Source organism: Nocardia sp. NPDC049149, from assembly GCF_043197455.1.
Lineage (GTDB): Bacteria > Actinomycetota > Actinomycetes > Mycobacteriales > Mycobacteriaceae > Nocardia.
Genome location: NZ_JBICTD010000002.1, coordinates 994,453 through 1,020,485 on the forward strand (window position 1 = coordinate 994,453; position 26,033 = coordinate 1,020,485).

Consider the following 26,033-nt stretch of genomic DNA (forward strand, 5'->3'; position numbering starts at 1 on the left):
TACAGTTATGCGTTTCTGCTATTTTTCAACAATGGGATTAGGTAAGCCTTGCTTAATTAATCAACGCACGCTAGCTTCGCAGATCGACGTCACTCCTGCTCTCTCGAACGATGCGAAGAAGGGACTCCCTCGGTGAAAGGCGTTCTCTCCGAACGTAAGACGCTTCACCCGCAGGATATCGAACGTCGTGAGCTCCCCGCCGCCGCCGGGCGCGCGGTGCGTGAACTCGCACGAGAGATATCTACCACACTCGACGCAACGCTCCACGACGCGACCGCATTGGCCGCCACCCTGACCGATCCGGCCTTGATCACCCAGATCGACGCCAGGGTCGGCGAATTGCCCGCCGAGCTCCGCCACGCCATGCGCCCGCCCGCCACCGCGGCGGGCGCGACGATCGTGAGCAGGCTGCCGCTGACCGACGACGAATTCGGCCCGACCCCACCGAGTTGGCGCGAGGCCGCCGAGTGGAGCGGCACCGCGGCGCGGCGCGCGAGCTCGCTGGAATTGGACATCGCCATGATGCTGCTTGCCCGCAGCGCCGGTGAGCCGTTCGGCTGGCAGGGACAGCAGGGCGGCCGCCTGGTCAACAACATCCTGCCCTCCCCCGGCCACGAGCACGAGCAGTCCGGCGCCAGCAGCAAGACCCTGCTCAGCCCGCACAGCGAGGACGCGTTCCACCCGGCCCGCGCCAACCTGCTGATGCTCGGCTGCCTGCGCAACCCCGACTCGGTCGGCACCACGGTGTCCTCGGTACGCCGGGTCCAGCTCACCGCCGACCAGCGGCGCCTGCTCAGCACGCCGACCCTGCCGATTCTGCCCGACGTCTCGTACGGCACTGGGCACGAACGGTATTCGGCCCCGCCACTGCCGACGCTGTGGACCGCGGCAGGACCGGACGAGACCACGCTGCGCTACGACCCGGCCTACACCCCGCTCGACGACGCCGACGCCGCGTTCCGTACCGCCTACGCCACCCTCACCGCCGAGCTCGAGCGGGTCTGCATGACCGCAGCGCTTACACCGGGTGAAGTACTGCTTGTCGACAATGACGTGGCGGTGCACGGTCGAGTACCGTTCACCGCACGCTATGACGGCACCGACCGCTGGCTGAAGCGGGTGAACATCCGCTTGCCTGAACGACCGCGGCGGGCCGAAGAGGCCGACGAGAATGGTTATGGGCAACGGATCATCGCCCCGTTCCGCGCGGCAAGTACCACCGCGTTCGCGTCCGGCGGCGTCGAGCCTGCCCGAGCGGACGGACACCGGGAGCAGACGCCGGTGGCGATAGAGCGGGATACAGCACATGATCGAGGATCCGTTGAACACTCGTGACCGAAGCACCCCACTGCGGGTGTTGAGCCGCAGCGACCTGGCAGGCGTGCCGATTACGCCCGCCGACGTCGTGCGCGCAGTGGAGGACGCGTATGTGGCGTTCGCCGCGGGCGATTCGGAAAATCCGCGCAAGCTCAGCGTGGCCAATCCGGACGGCTCGTCGGTGTCCTACGCCATGCTCGGGCGCGATGGCCGCCGCAGGGTGGTGGCGATGAAGACCTCGTACAAATTCGATCCAGGCCACGACCGCGCGACGAAGCGCTACTACACCACCATCACGCTGTACGACGACAGCACCGGCGCGCCGATCGCGATGATGGACTGCGCGCGGGTCGGCGCACTGCGCACCCCCGCGGTGTCGGCGCTACTCGTCCGCGAGACGGCCCGCAGGGGCGCCGAGAGCGTGCTGCTGATCGGCACCGGAACCCAGGGCCGAAACGCGTTGCCGCACTTGCTCGCCGCGAATCCGCAGCTGCGCAAGCTGATGCTGTACGGCACCCACCCGGAGGGGTTGGCCGCGGTGCACAGCCAGCTCGCCGAGTACTACCCGCACATGCTGCTCGAGACGGTCGCAGATCCGAAGGCCGCTGCGGCCGCCGCCGATGTGGTGCTGGCGACCGCAGGGCCCGGCACCGAGGTCGCGCTCGAATCCACTGATCTCGCACCGGGTGCCACGGCGGTGCTGGTCGGCTACGGGCTCGCGCCGTCGACCCTGGTCGATGCCGACCGCGTCATCGCGACCAGCGCCGAGCAGATGGCGTTGACCGGCACCGACATGGTCGGCCCGGACGGGACGCTGCGCCGCGTCGACGCCGAACTGCCGCAGATCCTCACCCGCAGGGCGGTCGCGCGGCGCTCGGACGACGAGCGAATCTTCGTCTACAACAGCGGTCTCGTGCTCACCGATATCGCCGTGGCGCACGCGCTCGCGGAGCGGGCCATCGCGGAGGGCCGCGGCACGGAGGTGCCGCTGTGGGACTAGAAGCCGGAGCGGTCGGGGCGGCGCGCAGCACCATCGGCGCCGTTCCGCTGCCCGCACGCCTCGACGCTTGGGAGCGTCAGGCGATCGATGATCCGAACCTGCTCGGCGACATCGCCTTTGCGCTCGGTCGGCCGTTCCATGTGCTGTATCCGCCACGAGTCGGTCGCACCGTCGAGGAGTTCCGTGCCGCCTTCGCGCAGGCCGGGGTCGATGGGGTCATCTACTACGGCAAGAAGGCGAACAAGTCGCCCGCGGTGGCCAGGGCCTGCGCGGAAAGCGGTGCCGGGGTAGATGTTTCGAGCACCGGCGAACTGACGGCCGCGCTGGCAGCGGGGATCCGTGGCGCCGAGCTGATGGTGACCGGGCCCGCGAAATCGGACGACCTGCTCTGGCTCGCCACTCGACACGGCGCGCTGATCGCGGTGGACGACCTCGGCGAGCTCGAACGGCTTGCCGCACTCGGCACCGCGAGCCGGGTCATGCTCCGCGTCCTGCCCACCGCCTCGGCCAGTCGATTCGGGATGATCGACGGCGACATCGACCGAGCACTGGCCTTCCTCGCCCACGCTGACTCGATCCGGCTGGCGGGCTTCAGCTTTCATCTGTCCGGCTACGACGCGGTGGCGCGGGCCGAGTTGGCCGTCGAGCTGATCGAGCGCTGCCTGCACGCACGGACACTCGGGCTGCCTGCCGACACGGTATCGATCGGCGGCGGATTCGGCGTCGACTATGTCGAGCCGGGCGCGTGGGCCGAGTTCACCGCGCACGTCGACCGACGGTGGTTCCACTCCGGCAAGTCGTTCGAGTCCTACTACCCCTATCACTTCCCCGTGCCGGGTCCGGCCATGCTCAGCGCCGTTCTCGCGCACGACGGCCTCGCACAGCGGTTGCGCGACAACAGCATCCGGCTCGCCATCGAGCCGGGGCGCGCGCTGCTCGCGCACGCCGGGTTCACCGTCTTCCGTGTGCAGGGCAGCAAGACCAGGCACGCGCACGGCGAGCCGTACCAACTGCTCACCGTCGACGGAACGAGCCTGAGCCTGTCCGAGCAGTGGTTCGAGAGCGAGTACCTGCCCGACCCGATGCTCTGGCCTGCCGCGCCGGGTGACACCACGCCGACCTGCGTCGGCGCCGCCACCTGCCTCGACTCCGACATGCTCAGCTGGCGGCGCATCCCGCTACCCCGCGCCGCCGCGGTCGGCGACCTGCTGATCTATCCGAATACCGCCGGATACCAAATGGATTCGAACGAATCCGCCTTCCACGACCTGCCGATCCCACCCAAGGTGCTGCTGCACCTGACCCCTGCGCGCGCCCACCCGGGCTCGGCCGACCGTCACCCTCCAGGCGACCGGCTGCGCTGGACGCTCGACGGCTGAACCCACACCATCCCGACCCCGAACGAGGAGATATCCATGCCGCTCGTCACGCGCGTGACGGATCTGATCGGCCGCACGCCGCTGTTCGAACTCGCGGCCACCAGCACCGGCACCCGGCTGCTACTCAAGTTGGAACCGTTCAATCCGACCGGGGCGGCGAAGATCAGGATGGCGCGCGAGATGGTGCTCGATGCCGAGCGGCGCGGTTTGCTGACAAGTGGCGGGCATATCATCGAGTCCACATCCGGGAACACCGGACTCGGTCTCGCGGTAGTAGCTGCCGAACGTGGGTATCGCTTTACCGCAGTGGTCGATCATCACGCATGTAAGGACAAGCTGCGCGCGATGCGAGCAATGGGTGCGGAATTGGTGTTCGTCGCCGACGACGGCGACGACAACCTGGCCACCTCGGCACGAGAGGACCTCGCCGAGGCGATGGCCGCCGCGCGGCCGGACGCGTATTTCACCGAGCAGCACAACAACGACGCGAACGCGGTCGGATACTACGCCGTCGCCGAAGAATTGCTCGAAGACGTGGAGCGGGTCGACATCCTGCTGTCCTCGGTCGGCACCGGCGGTTCGCTGTTCGGCACCGCGACCCGGCTGCGCCAGCTCGGCTGCCCGCCCTACGTGATCGGTGTCGAGCCGGTCGGCTCGATCGCCTTCGGCGGCGAGGGCGGCCCGTACTGGCAGTCCGGCACCGGAACCCCGCCCGGCGCGACCATCGGCACCGCCGTGGACTACTCGCTGCTCGACGAGGGCGTCAAGGTCTCGGATGTGGCGGCCTTCGCGACCGCCCGCGCGGTCGCGAAGGAGCTCGGCCTGATGATCGGCGGGTCGGCGGGCGGCTCGGTGCACGCCGCCCTCAGCAGGCTCGAGGAATTCCCGGCAGGCTCGACCATCGTCACCATCGTCTGCGACGGCGGCGAAAAGTACCTGGACACAGTCTTCGACGACGACTGGATGCGCGAGCGCGACCTGCTCGATCCCGCGGCCGAAGACGAGGTCCGGGCAATGCTGCACCGCTATGTGCCCGCAGGCCGCCGCAGTGAGCTCGCGGAGGCCCGGTGAACCTATCGGACTACCGGGCCGACGGCCGTCGGCTCACCGCACTCGCCACGCCGATCGCGATGACCCAGCTGGCGCAGATCGCGGTGTCCACCACCAACATCGTGCTGATGGGCACACTCGGCGTGCAGCAGGTGGCCGCGGGCGGCCTCGCGATCGCGCTGTTCAACCAGATCCGCACCATGTGTGTCGGGCTGATCACCGCGAGCGGCAATCAGATTGCCACCGCGGTGAGTTCGGCGGGCAAGCGCGGCGAGTCGCCGGATCGCGAGATCAAGGACGTGCTCCGGTCGAGCTTCCTGATCGCGACCGTGGCCGGAATCCTCGGCGGCGCAGTGCTTATCGGACTCGGCTGGTCGTTGCAGTGGCTCGGGCAGGATGCCGGGGTGCTTGCCGATGCGCGGCCGCTGATGGTGGCGCTCGCCCCAGGCCTGTTGCCGTGCTTGTGGTTTCAGGTGTTGCGCCAGTACACCGTCGGCATGCAGCGGCCGCAGGCCCTGCTGTGGGTCACCCTCGGCTCGGTGCTGCTGAATCTCGTGCTCGCGCTCGGATTCATCCACGGGCGGGCCGGCCTGCCCGCGCTCGGCCTGACCGGCATCGGCGTCGCCACCTCGCTGGTCTTCCTGATCACCTTCGGGGTGTTCTTGGCGATGGTGCGCCGCGACGCGAAACTCGGTGCGACGCTGCCCCTTCGACCGTGGCCGGTGCGGAAATCGACGGTGCTCGCCGAGCTGCGCCTCGGCGGGCCGATCGCCCTCACCTACGGCTCGGAAGCGGGCATGTTCTCGGTGCTCGCCCTCGTCATGGGCAGCATCGGCCCGGCGGCGCTGGCGGCGCACAATGTGGTGTACCAGATCATCTACATCGTGTTCCAGGTCGCGATCGGGCTGTCGCACGGTGCGTCGATCCTGGTGAGCCATGCCGTCACGCGCGACGAGTACTCGCACGCGCGGGCGCTGGCGTGGCTCGCGCTGCGCCATGTCGCCGTGGTCGCCACGCTCACCGGCGCGATCTACCTGATCGCGCCGGATCTCGTGCTGCGGCCGTTCCTGAATTCGGAGGACACCAGCACCATTCAGATCGCGCACACTCTGTTGCTCGTCGGCATCGTGCTGCAGTTCTTCGACGCCGCACAGAACATCGGCACCGGGCTGCTGCGCGGACTCAAGGAAACCAATGCGGGCTTCCGCCTGTCCCTGATCGGATATTGGGGCGTCGGCCTTCCCGTCGCCCTGCTCCTCGCCTTCCCGATCGGGCTCGGCGCGGCAGGTGTCTGGTGGGGCCTGACCGCAGGCCTGGCCACCACCGCCACCCTCATGCTCCGGCGCTACTTCGCGCTGCTGGACACCAGGGAGCGCGACCGGCCACAGCTCATCCCCGAAGCACCTGAATCACTGAGCAGCCCAAGCTGATCGGAGTAACGAGCCCTGTGCGCACCGCGGTGCGCACAGGGCTCGTGGTGTACCCGCTCAGATGTTGACGCCGTAGTCGCGGGCGATGCCCGCGAGGCCGGAGGCATAGCCCTGGCCGATGGCGCGGAACTTCCATTCGTTGTTGTGGCGGTAGAGCTCACCGAAGACCATCGCGGTCTCGGTGGAGGCGTCTTCGGTCAGGTCGTAGCGGGCCAGCTCCACCCCGGTGGCCGCGTCGACGACGCGGATGAACGCGTTGCGGATCTGTCCGAACGACTGGCTGCGGGCGTCGGCGTCGTGGATGGACACCGGGAAGAAGATGTTGGTGATGGTGGGCGGGGTGGCGGTCAGGTCGACGTTGATCACTTCGTCGTCGCCCTCGCCTGCGCCGGTCAGGTTGTCGCCGGTGTGCTCGATCGAGCCCTCGGGCGAACGCAGGTTGTTGTAGAAAATGAAATGCTGGTCCGACAACACCTTCAGGTTCGGACCGGTGGCCAACGCACTCGCGTCGAGATCGTAGTCGGCACCCGTGGTGGTGCGCACGTCCCAGCCGAGACCGACCGCAACCTTACTGAGGTTGGCTGCCTGCTTCGACAGCGAAACATTCCCGCCTTTGGCCAATGTGACGCTCATACCAGAAATCCCTTTCACGCGGCCCATTCGCGCCGCCTTCGATTCCGATTATCGTCGCGGATCCGCAGAACTGTTCTGCCGGTTCAATTCTGGTTCTCGGCCCACGCCCGCAGCGTAGTCACCCTGCCCTCCAGCGCGTGGAGTTCGCTCGCGTCGAGCACGGTGCGCTGGATGCCCTTGTCCACCGCGAACGCGGACTGGCGATGGTCGTCGATGGCCTCGACATCGATGCGCACCGCGACATAGTCGGCGGCGCCGGGCATCTCCTCGGCGACCACCCGCGCGACGCCACGCGCGCACAGCGCGACATTGCCGCCACCCAGGATGAGCAACGCCACCTGTGGCCGCTCCCGCAGCCGGGCCAGCGACCCGCGATCGAACTTGAGGCTGAGCAGAATGCGTCGATCGCCCGCGCGCACCGGCCAGGACACCGGGATGGCATGCGGGGCCGGATCGGTGGTGACCAAGACGGCGATCGTCTCCAGCGGCCATTCCGGCAACACGTCCAACTCGGGGTGATCGGCATGATCCGTCGAGTGGTCTTGACGTTGCGCGGGGCTTGCTCCGGGGGCCATCTTCGTCACCTCATGGATCGTCGCGCACGGCGGGCTGTGCCGCGCTCGACTCCAGTCTAAAGTGCTGGGCCACTTGTCCGCTGGCGCTGTCCCCCAAGTTCGAACTGCTCTCAGCGGACTATCAGGCCGAGGTGAGGGTAGGCATACGCAACTCCGACGCCCATTCGCGCGCCATGTCTTTCGGCCGAATTTCCGTCGACGCGTCGTGCCGCGCGTGCACACCGAATTGGGTCGCGCCCCGCTCCGCGAGCTTCTCCGCGGCGATCTCGCCGCCCCGGTTGAAGGTGTCTCCGTAGATGCTGTCGCCGAGGCCGAAGACTGCGAAATGCAGACCGGTCAGATCTGGCGCGGCGGCATCGAGCGCATCGAAGAAGGGCTCGGCACCGGTCGGCAGTTCGCCGTCGCCGTAGGTGGAGCACACGATGAGGTGGACGTCGCGCACATCGAGATCTTCGACGGCGAATTCGGCCATGTCGTAGACCGACACGTCGTGCGACGCGAGCACGTCGGCGATGCTGTCTGCGACGGTCTCGGCCGTGCCCAATTCGGATCCGAACAGAATGACGACGCGCACAGCGGTACGCTCCCTTCCTTCCAGGCGGTCAACATTGGTGAGGCTACCCTAATTAAGCTGCCGACGGTGCGCTACTCGTCGTCGACTTCGCCGACCGGACATGATGACGGTCACCCCACCGAACGGCCGCCGACCTCGGCTCGAGCACTGGGCCAGGCACGAACTGCGGCTGTTCCCAGCAGGACTCGCCGACACCGCGCCGCAAGAACAGTGCGAGAGGCAGCGGAACGGCAGCGGGTGAGACGGAGTGTCCCGATTGACGAAATGTCACCGTGGATGCATCATTCGTACAGCTCCCATTGTTGTCTGGGACATCTTTCTTCCCGCCGGCCGATGACTGTCCGGCCCAGCGTGCTGTCTCCCGTGCGCACGCTCGGTCGTCTCACCGCGCACGGATCCAGCACTTCCCTGCAACGCGTCTGCGTTCTGCCGTGAGTGAGGTGAAAACGAAATGGTTTACCGCTCGTCTGGATACCGCGCGATCAATTCGTTCCTGCGCTACGGCATCGTCCCCCATTTCTGAATCCGACCGCGCCTGGGCGCGGTGGTCTGCCTGCCGACGTCACGACGTCGGCGGTGACACCGCTCGGCTCCGGCGCGGTGCCTAGGAGTTGGGACCCAATGGTGCACGGACGAAGGTGGAGTACAGCTGATGATGGACATGGGAGCGCTGAACCCGGGGACAGTGGACATGGTGACCCGCCCGGTGGCGGGCAATCTGGCGGTGTCGGCCGCGATGAGCGCGGATCTCGGCTATCTGCGCTCCGAACTGGCGGCGGCGGAGGTGCCGTTCCTGCTGGTCCGCGATCGCGGGCAGCGACTGGTGCTCGCCGCCGACGCGGCGCATCAGCAGATGGTGCGCCGGGTGACGGCGGCCGCGGTGGCCGCCGGATTCGCGTGTGATGAAGTGCAGCACAACGTTTTCCGGCTCGGACGCGACAACGATCCGGCCCATCACGTCGATCTGGAACTGTGGCAGTACCACGGCGACACGGTCGAATGCCCGCGCCCGAATGCGTTGACCCGCACCATGTTCGACCTCGCGGATGTCGAACAGACCCAGGTGCTGCTTTTCGAGCGCGCGTGGCCGACCCTGGTCGACATGTTCGCGGCCCAGGCCACCGACGTGAACTTCGACATCGACCTGGTGTTCTCCTGGGTGGACGGCTCAGACCCGGAGTTCCGTGCCCGGCGCGCAGGCATGCTCGCGCAGGTCGTCGTTGGGGAAGGTGACGACGCCGACGCCAGGATCCGGCAGATCGACGAACTCAAATACGCACTGCGGTCGGTGTACAAGAACGCGCCGTGGATCCGGCGGATCTTCATCGCCACCGACTCCGCGACGCCGGACTGGCTCGCCGAGCATCCCAAGGTGACGATCGTCCGTGCGCTGGAACACTTTTCGGACACCAGCGGGCTGCCGACGTTCAATTCCCATGCGGTGGAGAGCCAGTTGCAGCACATCGAAGGGCTCAGCGAGCACTTCCTGTACTCCAACGACGACATGTTCTTCGCCAGGCCGGTGCGTCCGTCGATGTTCTTCACCGCGGGCGGGGTGAGCCGGTTCATCGAGGCGGACACCAGGATCGGGCCCGGCCGGAACAACGAGCGCCGCAGCGGCTTCGAGAACGCCGCACGGGTGAATCGGGAACTGCTGGCCGCGCGGTTCGGGCACATCATCACCAGGCATCTCGAACACACGCCGGTTCCGTTGCGCCGCAGCGTCCTACTGGAGATGGAGGAGGAGTTCGCCGCCGATTTCGCGCGGACGCGGACCAGCAGGTTCCGGGCCGCCACCGATATCTCGGTGACCAACTCGCTCTATCACTACTACGCGCTGCTCACCGGGCGCGCGGTGCCGCAGGAGAAGGCGAAGATGCGCTACGTCGACACGACGAGCCGTAAGGGGCTCGCGCTACTCGACGGGATCGCGCGGCGACGCAAGTTCCACTTCTTCTGCCTGAACGACGGGAGTTTCCCGGAGATCTCCGAGGCCGAGCGCGTGCGGGCGGTGTCGGCGTTCCTGTCGAACTACTTCCCCGACCCGGCTCCGTGGGAGCGGCTCAGCGCACCGCCTCGTCATCCGATTCCGGAGTCGTCGCCCGGCGCTGCATGACATGCGGGATGCGGGCGGCGGGCGGGATCACGATCCCCTCCTCCGCCAGCGTCCGGCGCGCCTGCGCCGCGGTCGACGGAGAACCGACGGTCGGGCCACGGTCGATCGGCACCACCGAATGCACCACGGTGTCCGGGTAGATGTGCACGTAGTTGAAGGCTTGGGCGCCGTCGCGGCCGCGCAAACCGCCTTGCTCGACGCCGAGGTCCTGGCTGTAGCAGGTCGCCGAGGCCACCGAGACCGGGATGCCTGCGAAGGTCGCGCTGGTCGAGAAGTGCAGATGGCCTGCCAGGATGGCGCGGACGTCGCTGCCGTCGAGCACGTCGGCGAGCCTGCGCTGGTCCCGCAGTTCGACCGTGACGGCAAGGTCGAGCACGCACGGCACCGGCGGGTGGTGCATGGCGAGGATGGTGCCGAACGGGGCGGGTTCGGCGAGCACCGAACGCAGCCAGGCGAGTTGCTCGTCGGTGATCTCGCCGTAGTGGTGGCCGGGCACCGAGGTGTCGAGGGCGATGATGCGCAGGCCGTCGATCAGGTGCACCCGGTCCAGCGGGGCGGTCGAGGAGCGCTCGCCGAGGAGCCTGCGGCGCAGCGTGCCGCGGTCGTCGTGGTTTCCGGCGACCCACACGATGGGCGCTGGCAAACTTCTCGCGAATGGCTCGATCAGCTTCTTGAGCTTGTCGTACGCGCCGGGCTCACCCTTGTCGGTGAGATCGCCGGTGAAGACGATCGCCGTCGGCGTGATCCGGCTTGCCGCAGCCTGCTCGAGCAGCTGACATAATCGCTGGTCGGCATCGACGTCGCCGTATAGATCGCCGTCGTCGGCGATTAGATGTGTGTCACTGAAGTGGAACAACACATGATCCGGTCGCGGGTACTCCGCGACTCTGCTGATGTGCACCGGACCGAACGTCCTCCCCGGCGGTTTGCCCGCCATTGGCTTCGGGTTCCACCGCCAGGATAGCGAAGGCCTACCGACAGGTTTCCCGTCAGACGGTGACAACATGCTTGCGAGAAGGTGAGGTTTCCGTGTCGATGCGGGACACGTGTCCGGTTCAGGCGGTGTGCCGGCGGCCCAGCGCGTCGGCGGCGCGGAGGGCGTCGAGGGTGATGTCGGCGTCCACGTCGAAGGGTTCGTTGTGGATGGTTTCGCCGGGGGCGGTGGCGCGGATTGCGATGGCGGAGAGAGTGGTGGGGGCGGGATCTGGGAGGCCGAGGGCGGCGAGGGTGGTCGGGAGGCCGACCTCGGTGCAGAAGTCGAGCACCGTGGTGATCTCGGCCGACGGGGCGCCTTCGAGCACCAATTGGGTCAGCACGCCGAAGGCGACCTTTTCGCCGTGCAGGAACGGGTGGGTTTGCGGGGCGGCGGTGAGGCCGTTGTGGATGGCGTGGGCGGCGGCCAGGCCGGAGGATTCGAAGCCGAGGCCGGAGAGCAACGTGTTGGCTTCGACGATGCGTTCCAGGGCGGGGGTGACGGCGCGCTCGCGGACCGCGGCCAGCGCCTGGGGACCGTCGGCCAGCAGGGTGTGGTAGCAGAGCTCGGCCAGCGCGGTGGCGCTGCGGGTGGATGCACCGCCGCGCATGTTCCGAACATGCGCCTTCGTGCACGTGCGGGCCTCGAACCAGGTGGCGAGGGCATCGCCCATACCGGCGGCGAGCAGCCGGGGTGGGGCCTGGACGATCACGGAGGTGTCGACGAGAACAAGGGCCGGATTGCGCCGGACCAGTTGATAGGCGTCGACTTCGCCTGCGGCGGTGTAGATCACAGAGAGCGCGCTGCACGGCGCGTCGCTGGATGCGGTGGTCGGGCAGCTGATCATCGGGAGATCGAGGTCGTCGGCGACCGCGCGGGCCGCGTCGAGGACCTTGCCGCCGCCCGCGCCGAGCACGGCCGTGCACCCGCTGTCCTGCACGGCCGCGATGATGGCGGCAATCTCTGCCCTGGTGCACTCGCCACCCGAACTATGCACGGAATAGGCGATTTTCGCGTCCTTGAGCGACCGCTCCCACACCTCGGCCAGCAAGCGTTGCGCGCTGCCGCCCGCAACGATCTGCACCGGACCGTCGAGCCCGAGCCGCTTCAGCTCCGCCCCGAGCTGCTCGGTCGCGTTCCGCCCCTGCACGTAATGACCCGGTGAAGAAAACACGCTCAGCATCCGACACCTCCCGATCTCGGCCCGCCGCAAGCCATGTCGCCTCCGCGCACAGCACCGCAACCGGCCACCGACGTTCCTACCGACCCCAACGTACCCACCCGGTCACTCGTGGCGGCTGCGACGCGGCAGTGGCGCGCAGAACCTTGCCGTGTCGACAGTCAGACCCGCAGGTGCCGTCAGGCGGTGGGAGTCCAGTACTTGCGCCAGTCGTCGGCGGCCAACGGAAGCCGTGCGCCACGGTCGGCTTCGGCGGCGTCCTCGGCAGCGCGGATGGTGGCGGCGAAGGCAAGAGTGGCTTTGCGGAGGCGTTCTTCGGCGCTGTCGGGTGCGCCGAGGTGGACAACGCGGAGATCGGCGGGGATCAGGTCATCGGGGAGGCCTGCCCTGGTGCTGCGGTCGCGAATCTTCTCGGCGAGGGCGAGGGCGGGTTGGGCCATGGCGATGCCGTCAAGGCAGGACCGGCGGGACTTCTCCGCGGATTTGCTTTCCTCCCAAGCCCTTTCCTGGGCGGTGATCTTCTCGGCAAGGGTGGTACCCGAGGCGAACTGGTCGTCGCGCAGGATGGGACTGCGGTTGACGAGCTTCTCGACCAGGGCTGCAGCGACGTCATCGACGGTGAATTCGCCTGCGGCCTGGGCAATTCGGGAGTGGAAGAGGACTTGGAGCAGCAGGTCGCCGAGTTCTTCCTTGATGACGTCGGTGTCGTTGTGCTGGATGGCGTCGAGGAGTTCGTAGGTCTCCTCGAGCAGGTAGGGGCGCAGCGAGTCATGGGTTTGGGTCACTTCCCAGCCGCCGAAGTGCCAGAGCCGATCCATCACCTCGACCGCGCCGGTCAAACCCGCTGCCACCACGGCGGTATCGGAGGGCGGCTCGTCGCGTCGAGCCGCCTGGCTGGCGGCGTGCCGAGCGGCCCTGAGGACAGCCTCGTCGCGGTTACCACTCATCCTGCACCTCGCTGGCGCTCGGCTCCGGCGTCAGTGCCGGGGCAGCTGTCTTCGTTGGTCGCGCACTACGCTCACCCATGCCCGCACCCGCAGGCCGTGGTCGTCGCTCGCGCACTCATCGGGCCGCCGAAACCTCGGTCGCGGTGGTGAGATCGACTGCACCCTGCGCCTTTCCGTCCAACGCGAGCAGCAGGTCGGCGACGAACTGCAGCAGCACGACGTCGCGCACCCGGTCCGCGCCGACGCTGTCCTCGACCCTCGGCAGCGGCAGCGAGATGACGCCGCTGGCGGCGCGATACCCCGCGCTCGGGTAGATGCGCTTGAGGCGCAGCTGCTTGGAGTCGGGCAGGTGCAGCGGCGACACCTTGAGGGTGGTTCCGGTGACCGCGATTTCGGTGACCTCGTATTCGCGGGCGAGCAGCCGCAGCTTCGCGACCGAGACCAGCCGGCCGACCTCGATCGGCAGCGGCCCGTACCGGTCGATGAGCTCCTCGACCACCGAGGCCAGGGTCGAATCGTCTTGGGCGGAGGCGAGTTTGCGGTACGCCTCCAGCCGGAGCCGATCGCTGGCGATGTAGTCGGGCGGGATGTGCGCGTCGACCGGCAGATCGATGCGCACCTCCTTCGGCTCTTCGGTGGTGATCGGCCTGCCGTCGGCGGCCGCGCGATACGCCTCGACGGCCTCGCCGACCAAGCGGACGTAGAGATCGAAGCCGACGCCTGCGACGTGGCCGGACTGCTCGGCGCCGAGCACGTTACCGGCGCCACGGATTTCGAGGTCCTTCATCGCCACCGCCATGCCCGCGCCGAGATCGGAGTTCTGCGCAATGGTGGCCAGCCGGTCGTAGGCGGTCTCGGTGAGCGGCTTCTCCGGCGGGTACAGGAAGTAGGCGTAGCCGCGTTCTCTGCTGCGCCCCACCCGCCCGCGCAGCTGGTGCAGCTGCGAAAGACCAAGCGCGTCAGCACGTTCCACGATCAGCGTGTTCGCGTTGGAGATGTCGAGGCCGGTCTCGATGATGGTGGTGCAGACGAGCACGTCGAATTCGCGCTCCCAGAAGCCTTCCACGGTGGATTCGAGGGTGTCCTCGTTCATCTGACCGTGCGCGACGGCGATCCGCGCCTCCGGAACAAGATCGCGAATCCGCCTGGCCGCCTTGTCGATCGAGGACACCCGGTTGTGCACGTAGAAGATCTGGCCGTCGCGCAGCAGCTCACGCCGGATGGCGGCGGTGACCTGCTTGTCGTTGTAGGCGCCGACGTAGGTGAGCACCGGGTGCCGCTCCTCGGGCGGGGTGAGGATGGTCGACATCTCGCGGATGCCTGCCAGGCTCATCTCCAGTGTGCGCGGGATCGGCGTCGCGGACATGGTCAGCACGTCGACGTGGGTGCGCAGCGCCTTGATGTGTTCCTTGTGCTCGACGCCGAAGCGCTGCTCCTCGTCGACAACGACGAGACCGAGGTCCTTCCAGCGCACGCCGGTCTGCAACAGCCGGTGCGTGCCGACCACGATGTCGACGCTGCCGTCGGCCATCCCCTCCTGCACCTGCCTGGCATCGGCCGGGTCGGTGAACCGGGACAGGCCCTTCACGGTGATCGGGAAGCCCGCGACGCGTTCGGTGAAGGTCTGCAGATGTTGTTGTGCGAGCAGGGTTGTCGGCACCAGCACGACGACCTGCTTGCCGTCCTGCACCGCCTTGAACGCGGCGCGCACCGCGATCTCGGTCTTGCCGTAGCCGACGTCGCCACACACCACCCGGTCCATCGGCACCGGCTTCTCCATGTCGGATTTGACCTCGGCGATGGCGGTCATCTGATCGACGGTCTCGGTGAACGCGAACGCGTCCTCCATCTCCTGCTGCCACGGCGTGTCCGGACCGAAGGCATGGCCCGGGGCCGCCTGGCGCGCGGCGTACAGCTGCACCAGCTCGCCCGCGATCTCACGAACGGCCTTGCGCGCCTTGCGTTTCGTGTTGGCCCAGTCGGAGCCGCCGAGCTTGGACAGGCTCGGCATCTCGCCGCCGACATAGCGGGACAGCTGATCGAGCGACTCCATCGGCACGAAAAGCCGGTCGCCTGGCTGCCCACGCTTGCCTGGCGCGTATTCGATGACGAGGTATTCCCGGCGCGCGCCGCCGACGGTGCGCTCGATCATCTCGACGAAGCGCCCGATGCCGTGCTGGTCGTGCACCACCATGTCGCCCGCGTTCAACGCGAGCGGGTCGACCTGGTTGCGACGTTTGGCGGGCAGCCGCTTGCCCTCGCCCGGCGCGGTGACCCGGTTGCCGGTGAGGTCGGATTCGGCGACGATCACCAGCCCGGCGTCGTCGAACACCAGGCCGTCGTGCAGCGAACCGCACAGCACGCCGACGACACCGGTGGCCGGTTCGGCCCCGGTCTCCAGCGCGGTGGCTGGCACCTCGGCGTCGGCCAGTCGTTCCAGAATGCGTTGTGCCGTACCGTGTCCGGCGACGACGACCACGGCGCGGCCGCCGGTGGCCACGTGCGCGCGCAGCGAGGCGAAGATCGTCGCGACCAGCTCGTCGGAACCGCGCGCGGTCGGCCCGGCCAGCACCGGAAGCACCACCTCGCTGGGGGCGCCCGAGGTGAGCGGGCTCAGCGTCCACCACGGCAGGCCTTGCTGATTCGCGCTCTCGTGCACGACGGGCAGCGCTCGATAGCCCGACGCGGCCAGGTCGAGGCCGTGCGCACCGAGCGGTGCCGCCGCCCCGAACGAGGCTGCGGTCCAGGACGCCTCCAGGAACTCCTCGCCGGTGCGCACCAAATCGGCGGCGCGCGTACGGATCTTCTCCGGATCGCACAGCAGCACATGGGTGCCCTCGGGCAGCACCTCGGTGAGCAGGCGCAGCTCGCCGGGTTGCAACACCGGAAGCAGGGCCTCCATGCCGTCCACCGGAACGCCGTTGGCCAGCTTCTCCAGCATCTCGACCAGGGCGGCATCGGCCGCGTTGTCGAGCGCGACCTCGGCGGCGCGCTCACGCACGGCCGAGGTGAGCAGCAGCTCGCGACACGGCGGCGCGACAACCACCTCGACCGACACCTCGCTCAGCGAGCGCTGATCGGCGACGGCGAACGGCCGCAATTCGGTGACCTCGTCACCCCAGAATTCCACGCGCACCGGATGATCGGCGGTCGGCGGGAACAGGTCGAGGATGCCGCCGCGCACCGCGAACTCGCCGCGCTTGCCGACCATGTCAACTCGGCTGTAGGCGAATTCGACCAGCCGCGTGAGTAATTCGTCGAAGTCGAACTCGGCGCCGACGCGCAGCACGATCGGCTCGATATCGCCGAGCCCGCCCGCCATCGGCTGCATCAGCGAACGCACGGTGGTCACGACCACCCGTAGCGGCTCGGGAAACACCGAGTCTTCGGGATGCGCCAGCCTGCGCAGAACTTCGAGCCTGCGCCCGACCGTGTCCGCGCCCGGCGACAACCGTTCGTGCGGCAGCGTTTCCCAGGACGGGAACTGCGCGACCGCCGCGCCGAGTATCTCCTCCAGCTCGACGGTCAGATCGTCGGCTTCCCTGCCCGTCGCGGTGACCACGACGAGCGGCTGCTTCGCGGCGATCGTCGCGGCAACGAACGGCCGCACCGCGGACGGTCCGACCAGCTCGACCGACGTCTTCCCGACCAGGTCGGCGACGGTCCGCAAGGCGGCGTCGGCACCGGCGACCGCCGCCAGTCCCGCCAGCGGTGGACGAAGGGTCGACATGAACAACTCCTGAGCTCAAGCGGCTGATTCGAGCGGCAGGCCGAGTCTAGTTCGTGCCGCCGACAACCCGAGCTTGGGCTGTGCCGACTGCTACGGCACGTAGCGGCGTAAGCGTCGCGCGGCGAACTCGCGGAAGTACGCGAGCTTCTCCTCGGGAACGATCGAGGGCAGCAGGAAGTACCAGACGCGTTCCATCCTGGTCGCCATCTGATCGATCGACTCGGTGCCGACGGCGATGATGTGCACGCCCGCGGTCATCTCCTGCAGCAGCATGCCGATCACGTCGGCATCCAGCTCCGGCTGCAAATCGCCCTGGGCGATGGCTCTTTCGGAGAGAACGCGGTAGGTGTCGCCCCAGGTCTTCGCGATGTTGTCGCCTTGGGCGCCGCGATAGTCACCGATCTGGTGGGTCAGCTTGAGCATCGCGCCGACCATCGGATCGTTCATCGATAGGTCGGCCACCACATAGGTGATCCCGATACACGCTTCCAGCGCGGGCACCCGAGGGTCGAAGAAGCCCTGACACGAGCTGACCAACCGCTCGTTGCCCTGGTCGACGACCGCGCGCGCCAGCTCTTCCTTCGAACCGAAGTGAAAGTACAAGGCGCCCTTGGTCACATTGGACTGCGCGATGATCTCGCTCAGACTCGCGTTCGCGTAACCCAAGCGCAGAAAGACATCGGCAGCGCCCGCAAGAACGGAGTCGCGGGTGATCTCCGCGCGCGCTTGCCTAGCCATCAGATCCGCCTGTCATCCTAAAAACCAGCCATCCTGAAGTAGACCGACATCACGAAGTAGACCGACTTACCGCCCGAACAGCACCCAAAGGATGGGTGAACCGTACCACCAGGTGCCCGTCCGGCAGCCAATTCGAGCATTCGACCGGACCCACTTCGCAATTCGCTGGTTAACACGCTGAGTCACTCCCCCGTACCGGCGCGCCACTCCGAGCTGAGTTGCGGGTCGGCTTCCAGATGACTCAGCCCGTTCCAGCACAGATTCACCAAATGGGCCGCGACAACCTCTTTCGACGGCTTTCGCTCGTCCAACCACCAGGTGGCCGCGGTCGCCACCTGCCCGACCAACGCCTGGGCGTAGAGCGTGGTGAGGCTGGTGTCGAAGCCGCGGCGCTCGAAATCTCCGGCAAGGATGTGCGCTACCTGGTTCGTTGCCTCGTTGAGCAGGCTCGAGTAGCGCCCCTCCGCGGCGGCGGCAGGCTGATCGCGGACCAGAATTCGAAACCCGTCGGTCCGTTCCTCGATGTAGGTCAGCAGCGCGAGCGCAACCTGTTCGAGCCGAATCCTGGAGCGATTCTGGGTGAGCGAGGACACGATCATGTCGAGCAACATCGACATCTCACGGTCGACCACGACCGCGTACAACCCCTCTTTGCCGCCGAAGTGTTCGTACACCACAGGTTTGGAGACCTGGGCCCGCTGGGCAATCTCTTCGATCGAGGTGGCGTCATAGCCACGCTCGGCGAACAGCGCGCGACCGATCTCGATCAGCTGTTGCCGTCGCTGCGTCCCGGTCATCCGCGGACGGGAAACCCGGGCCGGTTCACTCGCTGACAACGCCCTCCCGCCTCCCTTCGCTAGGACCATCCGGTCCCCTAACTGTTCCAGACACCCACACAGAACGCCCCGTCAACCCCGGGCGAGCCGTCAAACATCTACCAACCACATCCAGTGAGCACGCAAAACACAGTCCGCCACCCCCCGGTTCCCACTCGAACTTCTCTCTTCTTTCTCTCTTCTCTTCCCCACCCGACAACTGATCTCGCACGAACATGGGTAACTCACCGGGCACGGGCTAACCCACCCTCCACCCGACCGCCGGCCCGGTGACCTAACTCTCGACCACCCCACGACCGGCAAAAATCGCGGAGAGGCGGGACAGTGTGCGAGGATCTGTCCCGTGCCGTTTGGCACAGCGGCGGGTGATCCCGATCCGCCGGTGTGGCAATCCGCCGTGGTGTAATGGCAGCACCTCTGATTTTGGTTCAGATAGTTCAGGTTCGAGTCCTGGCGGCGGAGCTCGGCAGCACGATGACTATCGTTGGCCCGCACATCTGCGCCCAGCACAGTAGAGCCCCAGACGATGACAGGCAGCCGAGGGAGATCCATGCCACAGCAGACCGCCGTCGTCGTTCTCGCAGCAGGTGCCGGGACACGAATGCGGTCGAAGACCCCCAAGGTGCTGCATTCGCTGGCCGGCCGGAGCATGCTCGCGCACGCGCTGCATGCGGCAAACGAGATCGACCCCACCTATCTGATCACCGTGATCGGGCACGACCGCGAACAGGTCGGCGCCGCGGTCGACGCGGTCGCCGACGACCTCGGTCGCGAGATCGCCTCCGTCGTTCAAGAGGAGCAGCTCGGCACCGGCCATGCGGTGCAGTGTGCGCTGGCCGCCTTGCCGGTCGGATTCACCGGCGACCTGCTCGTCACCACCTCCGATGTGCCGCTGCTCGACGGGCACACCCTGTCCGCGCTGCTCGACGAGCATCGCAGCTACCCCGAACGTTCCGCGGTCACCGTGCTGACCTTCGTGCCCGACGACCCGAACGGCTACGGCCGGATCATCCGGGACGCCGAGGGCCACGTAGTCGGGATCGTCGAGCACGCCGACGCCACGCCTGCCCAGGCGGCGATCACCGAGGTCAACTCGGGTGTGTACGCGTTCGACGCGGCCGTGCTGCGCACCATGATCAGCCGACTGTCCACGGCAAACGCTCAGCACGAGCTATATCTGACCGACGTGCTGCGGCTGGCCCACGAGGCCGGACACCCGGTGCACGGCGCGCGGCTCGTCGATGCCGCCAAGGTCACCGGCGTCAACGACCGGGTCCAGTTGGCCAGTGCGACGAGCAGGCTCAACCGCTACATCCTCGAACGGCACATGCGCGCGGGCGTCACCATCATCGACCCGGCATCGACCTGGGTGGACGCGAGCGTGCGGATCAGCAGGGACGCGGTGATCCGTCCCGGCGTTCAGCTGCTCGGCGACACCGTGATCGGCGAGGACGCCGAGATCGGGCCGGACAGCACACTCACCGATGTGGTCGTCGGCGACGGCGCCAAGGTGGTGCGCACGCACGGCGAGGGCGCGATGATCGGGCCTGGCGCGAGCATCGGCCCCTACAGCTACCTGCGGCCAGGCACCATTGTCGGCAATTCCGGCAAGCTCGGCGCCTTCGTCGAAACGAAGAATGCCTCGATCGGCGCGCACTCCAAAGTGCCGCATCTGACCTATGTCGGCGACGCGACAATCGGCGAGTACAGCAACATCGGCGCTTCGAGTGTTTTCGTGAATTACGACGGAGTGGCCAAACACCACACCACTGTCGGCTCGCACGTCCGCACCGGCAGCGACACCATGTTCGTCGCACCTGTCACGGTGGGTGACGGCGCGTATACGGCGGCGGGTACTGTACTGCGCAGAAGCGTTCCGCCGGGAGCGCTCGCGATTACCGGCGGTCCGCAGAAGAACATTGAGGGCTGGGTGCAGCGACACCGTCCAGGGACGGCCGCGGCGCGCGCGGCGGCGGAAGCCATCGCGGCCAAGGAATTGTCGGGGCAGGCAATCGAGCAAAAGGATGGCAAACAGTAGTGACCGCGTCATGGATCGACAACCAGAAGAACCTGATGCTCTTCTCGGGACGCGCTCATCCTGAGCTGGCCGAGCAGGTAGCCAAGGAACTCGACGTCCACGTCACGCCGCAGACCGCGCGCGATTTCGCCAACGGCGAGATCTTCGTCCGGTTCGAGGAGTCGGTCCGCGGCTCCGATGCGTTCGTGCTGCAGAGTTTCCCCGCGCCGCTGAACCAGTGGTTGATGGAGCAGCTCATCATGATCGACGCGCTCAAGCGCGGTTCGGCGAAGCGGATCACCGCCGTGCTGCCGTTCTACCCGTACGCCCGCCAGGACAAGAAGCACCGCGGCCGCGAGCCGATCTCGGCCCGCCTGGTCGCCGACCTGCTCAAGACCGCTGGCGCGGACCGCATCATCACCGTCGACCTGCACACCGATCAGATCCAGGGCTTCTTCGACGGCCCCGTCGATCACATGCACGCGCAGCTGCAGCTCGCCGAGTACGTCCGCACCAACTACTCCCTCGACAACATCACCGTCGTGTCCCCCGACTCCGGCCGCGTGCGCGTCGCCGAGAAGTGGGCCGACTCGCTCGGCGGTTCGCCGCTCGCGTTCATCCACAAGACCCGTGATCCGCTGGTGCCCAACCAGGTCAAGTCGAACCGCGTGGTCGGTGAGGTCGAGGGCCGCACCTGCATCCTGATCGACGACATGATCGACACCGGTGGCACCATCGCAGGCGCCGTCAAGGTGCTCAAGGACGCGGGCGCGGGCGATGTCGTCATCGCCGCAACGCACGGCGTGCTGAGCGACCCGGCCGCGGAACGGCTCGCCTCCTGCGGCGCCAAGGAGGTCGTGGTCACCAACACGCTGCCGATCACCGAAGAGAAGAAGTTCCCGCAGCTGACGGTGCTCTCGATCGCGCCGCTGCTGGCCCGCACCATTCGTGAGGTCTTCGAAAACGGCTCGGTCACCGGCCTTTTCAACGGCAACGCGTAGGTATACAGGCACGAAACAGCGGCACGGGCTTCGGCCCTTGCCGCTTTTTCTTTGCCTCGGTTCCGTTAGATGTGGCAGTGCGCGGGGATACTGAGAGGTATGGACCGTGAACCGTTGGACACTGATCTAGGCGACGACGAGCAGGCCGACGAGATCCGCGCATACGAGCGCAATATCGAGGATCCGCCGGATGACCTGCGGATTCGGTATCACGAGAACGACGATGACGGCAGGCTCGGGATCGGTGACGAGCTGGCCCAGGAATGGACTCCGCGCGGTCAGCGTGCCGAGGACGCGGAGGACGACGAGCGGCCCGCCGAAGTGGCGGCCATGGAGATCGTCGACGATTCGGATCTTTGAGCCGCGCCGCCTAGCGCAATCCGCTATAACCGCTTGCGCGGCGTGGTACCCATAACGGGAGCATTCGGACATTGTTCGTCCGTTGACCACCCGTGGACGACGCGAATGCAGAGCTGCACAGAGGTGGCGACCCCGACGATCCGAGGGAGGGCGCGATGAGTACGCCGCACGATCCGAAGTCCACCGGCGGTGCACCGGAACCTGCGGACGCGGAGTCCGCGGCGTCGTCGGGCGCCTCCCTGCGGAAGGAACCCGCGGCGCCGCCGAGCGACGCAGGCGCGGCGCCTTCCCTCTCGAAAGATGGTGGCGCGGCCGAACCTTCGAGTCAGCCCGCCACACCGTCGCCCGCGCAAGCCGGTGCATGGTGGGAGCCGACCGATGCACCTCCTGGACCGCTGGGCGGAGAGGCGCAACCGTGGGATTCCGGATCAGCCGCCGGCAACCAGCCGGGCGGGCATCCCGCGAGTGGCCAACAACAGTGGGGCACACCGCAACCCGCACCGCCTAGCGGCCAGCAGTGGGGCGCGCAACAGCAGTCCCCCTACCCGCCCTTCCCTGGCGGCAACCAGCCGCAGGATGCGACCCCACCCCAGTATCCGCAGGGCGGAATCTACAACTACCCCGGCTACGGCGAGCAGCAAAACCCGCCACCAGGTCAATACGGGGTGTACCCGCAACAGCCCTACCAGCCGTACGTCAACCCACCCCACCCGTCCGGTTCCCAGGTGTACTCGATCATCGGCTTCGTCTGCGGCATGATCGCGATCCTGTTCTGCCCCATCCTCTTCGGCCCCGCAGGCATCATCCTCGGCGTCATCGGCCACCGAAAGGGCGAACCACTCGGCAAATGGGCCGCGATCATCGCAGCCGTCTGCATGGTCCTAGGCCTCATCGTGGGGTTCCTCATCTTCAACGGAGACCTGACCACGTAAACGACGAAACCCTCTGGTCGATGTCCAATTGAACTAGACATTTCTGCCCCACAGTGTCGACTTGAACTCCACATCGCAACATGGCGAGTTCTTCAGCGAAACCCGCCTACCGCGATGGAACGTCCGACTATCCGATAGAGGTCAGAGCTTGCGTATGCTGAAGCAGCGATCACAGGGACGAATGGAGGAGTCCGATGGCATCGGCTACTGACGATCACGGGCGGTACGCGAAGCCTGTCGTCATCCCGGAGAACCTGCACCTGTTGGTCGGCCCGGTTGATGGCACCGTCAGCCTTCCCCATCACCTCGACTGGTCGGGTAACGCCCACTACGATCTCGAACGACCTGGCCGGATCGTCGATCTGTATCGCGCGGTCATCAACGAGGCTGCCAGCCAAGCGGACCTCCATACGTACCTCAACGAATCGGTCCTGAAACGCCTCTGGTCTTATATTTGGCTGCCTGCGCAGACAAGACGAGCCTGGGAGAGTCGGTTTCCCGAGTTGGCTCAGCTCAGCCGTCTGGCTTCGGCCTAGCGGCGGCCAGTGGAACCACGTCATCGTCGCCTCGCCGAGATCGCACTCGCTGTCGCAGGTGACCAAGGATTCGCACTCGCCGGTGGCTATGCCGTCCGCGCGCACGGGATGGGCGACCGCCCAAGCGGCGATGTCGATCTGTTCACCGATTGGCACCGACGCGCAGACTTCGCCGGGTTCCACACCTTCAACGGAGACCTGACCACGTAAATTGCTTTCTATGCGCGAGGCACAGTCATGACTGCGTTCAGTGGGTTCCCGCTCGCGGGCCTGGATTTCTATGAAGACTTGGAAGCGGACAACTCGAAGGCGTTTTGGAATGCGCACAAGGAGGTCTATGAGTCGGCGGTGCGGGGGCCGATGGTTGCGCTGACCGCTGGCCTCGAGGCGGATTTTGGGCCGGCCAAGATCTTTCGGCCCTATCGGGACGTGCGGTTCTCCAAGGACAAGGTGCCGTATAAGACGGCCCAAGGGGCGGTGGTGCGTGCGGCGGAGGGGGTCGGGTGGTATGTGCAGATCGGGGCGGCGGGGCTGTTCATCGGGGGCGGGTTCTATCAAGGGTCGCCTGCGCAGATCGCGCAGTTGCGCGCCACCATCGCCGACGATGTGCGCGGGCCTGAGCTCGAGGCGATCCTCGCGAAGCTCACCAAGGCGGGCTACACCATCGACGGGGAGAAGCTGAAGACCAAGCCCAAGGGGTACGAGGCCGACCATCCGCGGATCGACCTGCTGCGGCACAAATCCCTGCGCTGCGGCAAGGAGATCGGCGCCCCGACGTGGCTGGATACGCCGCGGACGGCCAAGGAAGTGCGTGCCGCCTGGGAGACGATGCGGCCGTTGATCGAATGGCTGGCCGCAGTGGTCAGCGGCTCCGGGGCGCTCGGCGCCAGCCGCTAGCGGCGCGAGCGGCGGCAAGGCCTTCGACACCGGCCCCACCCGCACGGACGGGCGTCGTCCAGCCGCCGCGGTTATGCTCCCCTGGATCCGAGAGCTCGAGAGAAAGGCGTCGTCGTGTTGGGGGTGGGCCAGACATTCGCCGACTATCTGATCGAAGATGTGCTCGGCCAAGGTGGGATGGGCACCGTCTATCGGGCCAGGCACCCGCGTCTCCCGCGACTGGTCGCGCTCAAGTTGCTGCACCGCGCCGTGTCCCAGGACGAGGAACTGCGGCGGCGGTTCGTGCAGGAAGCCAATGTGGTCGCCCGCCTGGAGCATCCGGGCGTCGTCGGCATCTACGACCGGGGCACCCACGACGGGCATCTGTGGATCTCCATGCAGTACATCGCGGGCACCGACGCCGCACGGCTCGAGCACCGCACGGCCGCACCAGGGCACGTCGTGCAGATCATCGCCGACACCGCCGATGCTCTCGATTACGCGCACAGCCAGGGCGTCTTGCATCGCGATATCAAACCGGCGAACATCCTGCTGGCCCCGTCACACTCGGGTCGGGCACCCCGTGCCGTGCTCACCGACTTCGGCATCGCACGATTGCTCGAGTCCGATACGAAGCTGACCGCTACCGGAACGTTCACCGCCACGCTCGCCTACGCCTCACCTGAACAGCTCTCCGGCGAGCCGATCGATCATCGTGCCGACCAATACTCGCTCGCGTGCACGCTGTACACCCTGCTGGCTGGGCAAACGCCGTTCCCCTCGACCAACCCGGGCCAGATCATCACCGGACATCTCGCGAAGCCGGTGCCCCGGCTCAGCGACAGCCGACCCGATCTACCGCCGCCGCTCGACGACGTGATCGCCCGCGCGATGGCCAAGCAACGCCAGGACAGGTTCACCACCTGTAGCGAATTCGCCGCAGCCGCAACATCAGCCCTGCACGGCCAACGCGTCGCGCTCGGCGCTCGGCTTGCGCCGACGGCATTGAACTCTCGACCGGCTCCGGCCCCGCAGCCGACACCGCAGCCCGCTCCGGCGCGGCGGGCCGCCCCGCCCGTACCGACCGCACAACCGAATCCGACGAAACGCGACGGCTCACCCGTACCCACCGCACATCCGAATCCGACGAAACGCGACGGCTCACCCGTATCCACCGCACAACCGAATCCGACGAAACGCGACGGCTCACCCGTATCCACCGCGCAACCGAATCCGGCCGGACGCAGCGGCTCGTCCGTATCCACCGGACAACCGAATCCGGTGCAGCGCAGCGGCTCGCCCGTGTCCACCGCACAACCGGACCCTGCGCAGCGCGGCGGCCCGTCCTATCAGCCCATGCGACCGGTCGTGACACGACCACCTTCGGGCCGCGCGGCCAAAACCGGCGCCTTCCTCGCCGCGATCCTCAGCCTGTTCGCCGCGTACCGCGCCCTCACCGCGCTACGCGAGATCGCCACCTGGCGTAGGTATGTCGGATCGTTCGACCTCACCAGCGAACTGGTCTTCATCGCGGTGATCGCCGCCGCGCTGGCCCTGCTGCTGTTCACCGGATCCGTCGCGCTGTTCGCCCGACGCCCCTTCGGCAGGCTTGCCATCGCTTTCAGCACCGGCCTCCTGTCACTGGCCGCCCTCGGAGCCACGGCTCGGCACATCGTCGATTTCGGCCTGCGCGACCAGGATTACTACGCCTTCTACGCAGCAGTACTGATCCTCTCGCTGATCACCTTCGCGATCGTGGTCTCCCCCGCCACCGCCCGCTGGCTCGCCCAGCGCCGCTCCGGACGCCGATAACCACCGGCTCGGAGATACGTG

At 67.2% G+C, this 26,033-nt stretch carries 23 protein-coding genes and 1 tRNA gene; 15 read left to right on the forward strand and 9 right to left on the reverse strand.

Annotated elements, in window-relative coordinates:
• The first annotated feature begins 132 nt into the window (after positions 1-132).
• Genes ACGFNJ_RS10390 through ACGFNJ_RS10410 form a run of 5 tightly spaced genes read left to right on the forward strand, consistent with a single transcriptional unit; the run spans position 133 to position 6,176 of the window.
• Complete coding sequence (locus tag ACGFNJ_RS10390) at positions 133-1,335, forward strand: TauD/TfdA family dioxygenase (RefSeq protein ID WP_393445684.1); 1,203 nt, start codon at positions 133-135, stop codon at positions 1,333-1,335.
• Positions 1,307-2,317, forward strand: a complete 1,011-nt coding sequence (locus ACGFNJ_RS10395; protein WP_393445686.1) for an ornithine cyclodeaminase family protein — start codon at positions 1,307-1,309, stop codon at positions 2,315-2,317. Before ACGFNJ_RS10390 ends, ACGFNJ_RS10395 begins: the two co-directional genes overlap by 29 nt.
• Positions 2,308-3,696, forward strand: coding sequence for an alanine racemase (locus tag ACGFNJ_RS10400; protein WP_393445688.1), 1,389 nt, complete (start codon positions 2,308-2,310; stop codon positions 3,694-3,696). Before ACGFNJ_RS10395 ends, ACGFNJ_RS10400 begins: the two co-directional genes overlap by 10 nt.
• A gap of 36 nt (positions 3,697-3,732) precedes the next feature.
• Positions 3,733-4,767, forward strand: coding sequence for a PLP-dependent cysteine synthase family protein (locus tag ACGFNJ_RS10405; RefSeq protein WP_393445690.1), 1,035 nt, complete (start codon positions 3,733-3,735; stop codon positions 4,765-4,767).
• Positions 4,764-6,176, forward strand: a complete 1,413-nt coding sequence (locus ACGFNJ_RS10410) for an MATE family efflux transporter (RefSeq protein WP_393445692.1) — start codon at positions 4,764-4,766, stop codon at positions 6,174-6,176. The genes ACGFNJ_RS10405 and ACGFNJ_RS10410 overlap by 4 nt, the downstream gene beginning before the upstream one ends.
• A 57-nt stretch (positions 6,177-6,233) precedes the next feature.
• On the opposite strand, the gene ACGFNJ_RS10415 is transcribed toward ACGFNJ_RS10410, so the two are convergent.
• The 3 genes from ACGFNJ_RS10415 to ACGFNJ_RS10425 all read right to left on the reverse strand — a co-directional run bounded on the left by ACGFNJ_RS10415 (position 6,234) and on the right by ACGFNJ_RS10425 (position 7,958).
• Positions 6,234-6,809: a TerD family protein gene (locus ACGFNJ_RS10415; RefSeq protein ID WP_393445694.1), complete on the reverse strand. Its 576-nt coding sequence runs from the start codon at positions 6,807-6,809 to the stop codon at positions 6,234-6,236.
• A gap of 83 nt (positions 6,810-6,892) precedes the next feature.
• Positions 6,893-7,384, reverse strand: coding sequence for a hypothetical protein (locus ACGFNJ_RS10420; protein ID WP_393445696.1), 492 nt, complete (start codon positions 7,382-7,384; stop codon positions 6,893-6,895).
• Between the two features lie 121 nt (positions 7,385-7,505).
• Complete coding sequence (locus ACGFNJ_RS10425) at positions 7,506-7,958, reverse strand: flavodoxin domain-containing protein (RefSeq protein WP_393445698.1); 453 nt, start codon at positions 7,956-7,958, stop codon at positions 7,506-7,508.
• 661 nt (positions 7,959-8,619) lie between these two features.
• Here ACGFNJ_RS10425 and ACGFNJ_RS10430 point away from each other — a divergent pair.
• Positions 8,620-10,074 (forward strand): stealth family protein, encoded by a 1,455-nt coding sequence (locus ACGFNJ_RS10430; protein WP_393445937.1) that lies wholly within the window; start codon positions 8,620-8,622, stop codon positions 10,072-10,074.
• Here the strand turns inward: ACGFNJ_RS10430 and ACGFNJ_RS10435 are convergent.
• The 6 genes from ACGFNJ_RS10435 to ACGFNJ_RS10460 form a co-directional block, all read right to left on the reverse strand.
• Entirely contained in the window at positions 10,022-10,975 is a 954-nt protein-coding gene (locus ACGFNJ_RS10435; RefSeq protein ID WP_393445700.1) for a phosphodiesterase, read from the reverse strand. The genes ACGFNJ_RS10430 and ACGFNJ_RS10435 overlap by 53 nt on opposite strands.
• Before the next feature lie 154 nt (positions 10,976-11,129).
• Entirely contained in the window at positions 11,130-12,230 is a 1,101-nt protein-coding gene (locus ACGFNJ_RS10440; RefSeq protein ID WP_393445702.1) for a glycerol dehydrogenase, read from the reverse strand.
• Positions 12,231-12,406: 176 nt separating this feature from the next.
• On the reverse strand, positions 12,407-13,174 hold the full coding sequence (locus ACGFNJ_RS10445; protein WP_393445704.1) for a MazG family protein: 768 nt from the start codon (positions 13,172-13,174) through the stop codon (positions 12,407-12,409).
• Between the two features lie 115 nt (positions 13,175-13,289).
• Positions 13,290-16,904 (reverse strand): transcription-repair coupling factor, encoded by a 3,615-nt coding sequence (gene mfd / locus ACGFNJ_RS10450; protein ID WP_393445706.1) that lies wholly within the window; start codon positions 16,902-16,904, stop codon positions 13,290-13,292.
• Positions 16,905-16,994: 90 nt separating this feature from the next.
• Complete coding sequence (locus ACGFNJ_RS10455) at positions 16,995-17,642, reverse strand: TetR/AcrR family transcriptional regulator (protein WP_069162334.1); 648 nt, start codon at positions 17,640-17,642, stop codon at positions 16,995-16,997.
• Between the two features lie 182 nt (positions 17,643-17,824).
• Positions 17,825-18,439, reverse strand: coding sequence for a TetR/AcrR family transcriptional regulator (locus ACGFNJ_RS10460; protein ID WP_069162333.1), 615 nt, complete (start codon positions 18,437-18,439; stop codon positions 17,825-17,827).
• Positions 18,440-18,869: 430 nt separating this feature from the next.
• On the opposite strand from ACGFNJ_RS10460, the gene ACGFNJ_RS10465 reads away from it, so the two are divergent.
• The 9 genes from ACGFNJ_RS10465 to ACGFNJ_RS10505 all read left to right on the forward strand — a co-directional run bounded on the left by ACGFNJ_RS10465 (position 18,870) and on the right by ACGFNJ_RS10505 (position 26,012).
• A tRNA-Gln gene (locus ACGFNJ_RS10465) sits at positions 18,870-18,940 on the forward strand.
• 88 nt (positions 18,941-19,028) lie between these two features.
• Positions 19,029-20,516, forward strand: coding sequence for a bifunctional UDP-N-acetylglucosamine diphosphorylase/glucosamine-1-phosphate N-acetyltransferase GlmU (gene glmU / locus ACGFNJ_RS10470; RefSeq protein ID WP_393445709.1), 1,488 nt, complete (start codon positions 19,029-19,031; stop codon positions 20,514-20,516).
• Complete coding sequence (locus ACGFNJ_RS10475) at positions 20,516-21,496, forward strand: ribose-phosphate diphosphokinase (protein WP_393445710.1); 981 nt, start codon at positions 20,516-20,518, stop codon at positions 21,494-21,496. The genes glmU and ACGFNJ_RS10475 overlap by 1 nt, the downstream gene beginning before the upstream one ends.
• Before the next feature lie 99 nt (positions 21,497-21,595).
• Positions 21,596-21,856, forward strand: coding sequence for a hypothetical protein (locus tag ACGFNJ_RS10480; protein ID WP_393445712.1), 261 nt, complete (start codon positions 21,596-21,598; stop codon positions 21,854-21,856).
• A 155-nt stretch (positions 21,857-22,011) separates the two neighbouring features.
• Positions 22,012-22,788: a hypothetical protein gene (locus ACGFNJ_RS10485; RefSeq protein WP_393445714.1), complete on the forward strand. Its 777-nt coding sequence runs from the start codon at positions 22,012-22,014 to the stop codon at positions 22,786-22,788.
• 194 nt (positions 22,789-22,982) lie between these two features.
• Positions 22,983-23,324, forward strand: a complete 342-nt coding sequence (locus ACGFNJ_RS10490; protein WP_393445716.1) for a hypothetical protein — start codon at positions 22,983-22,985, stop codon at positions 23,322-23,324.
• 9 nt (positions 23,325-23,333) lie between these two features.
• The gene (locus ACGFNJ_RS10495) at positions 23,334-23,534 is read left to right on the forward strand and encodes a hypothetical protein (protein ID WP_393445718.1); all 201 of its coding nucleotides are present in this window, start codon (positions 23,334-23,336) and stop codon (positions 23,532-23,534) included.
• Between the two features lie 27 nt (positions 23,535-23,561).
• On the forward strand, positions 23,562-24,221 hold the full coding sequence (locus tag ACGFNJ_RS10500) for a DUF2461 domain-containing protein (protein ID WP_393445720.1): 660 nt from the start codon (positions 23,562-23,564) through the stop codon (positions 24,219-24,221).
• 114 nt (positions 24,222-24,335) lie between these two features.
• Positions 24,336-26,012 carry a protein kinase gene (locus ACGFNJ_RS10505; RefSeq protein ID WP_393445722.1) on the forward strand — a complete coding sequence of 559 codons (1,677 nt, stop codon included), beginning with the start codon at positions 24,336-24,338 and terminating at the stop codon, positions 26,010-26,012.
• Positions 26,013-26,033: the final 21 nt, after the last annotated feature.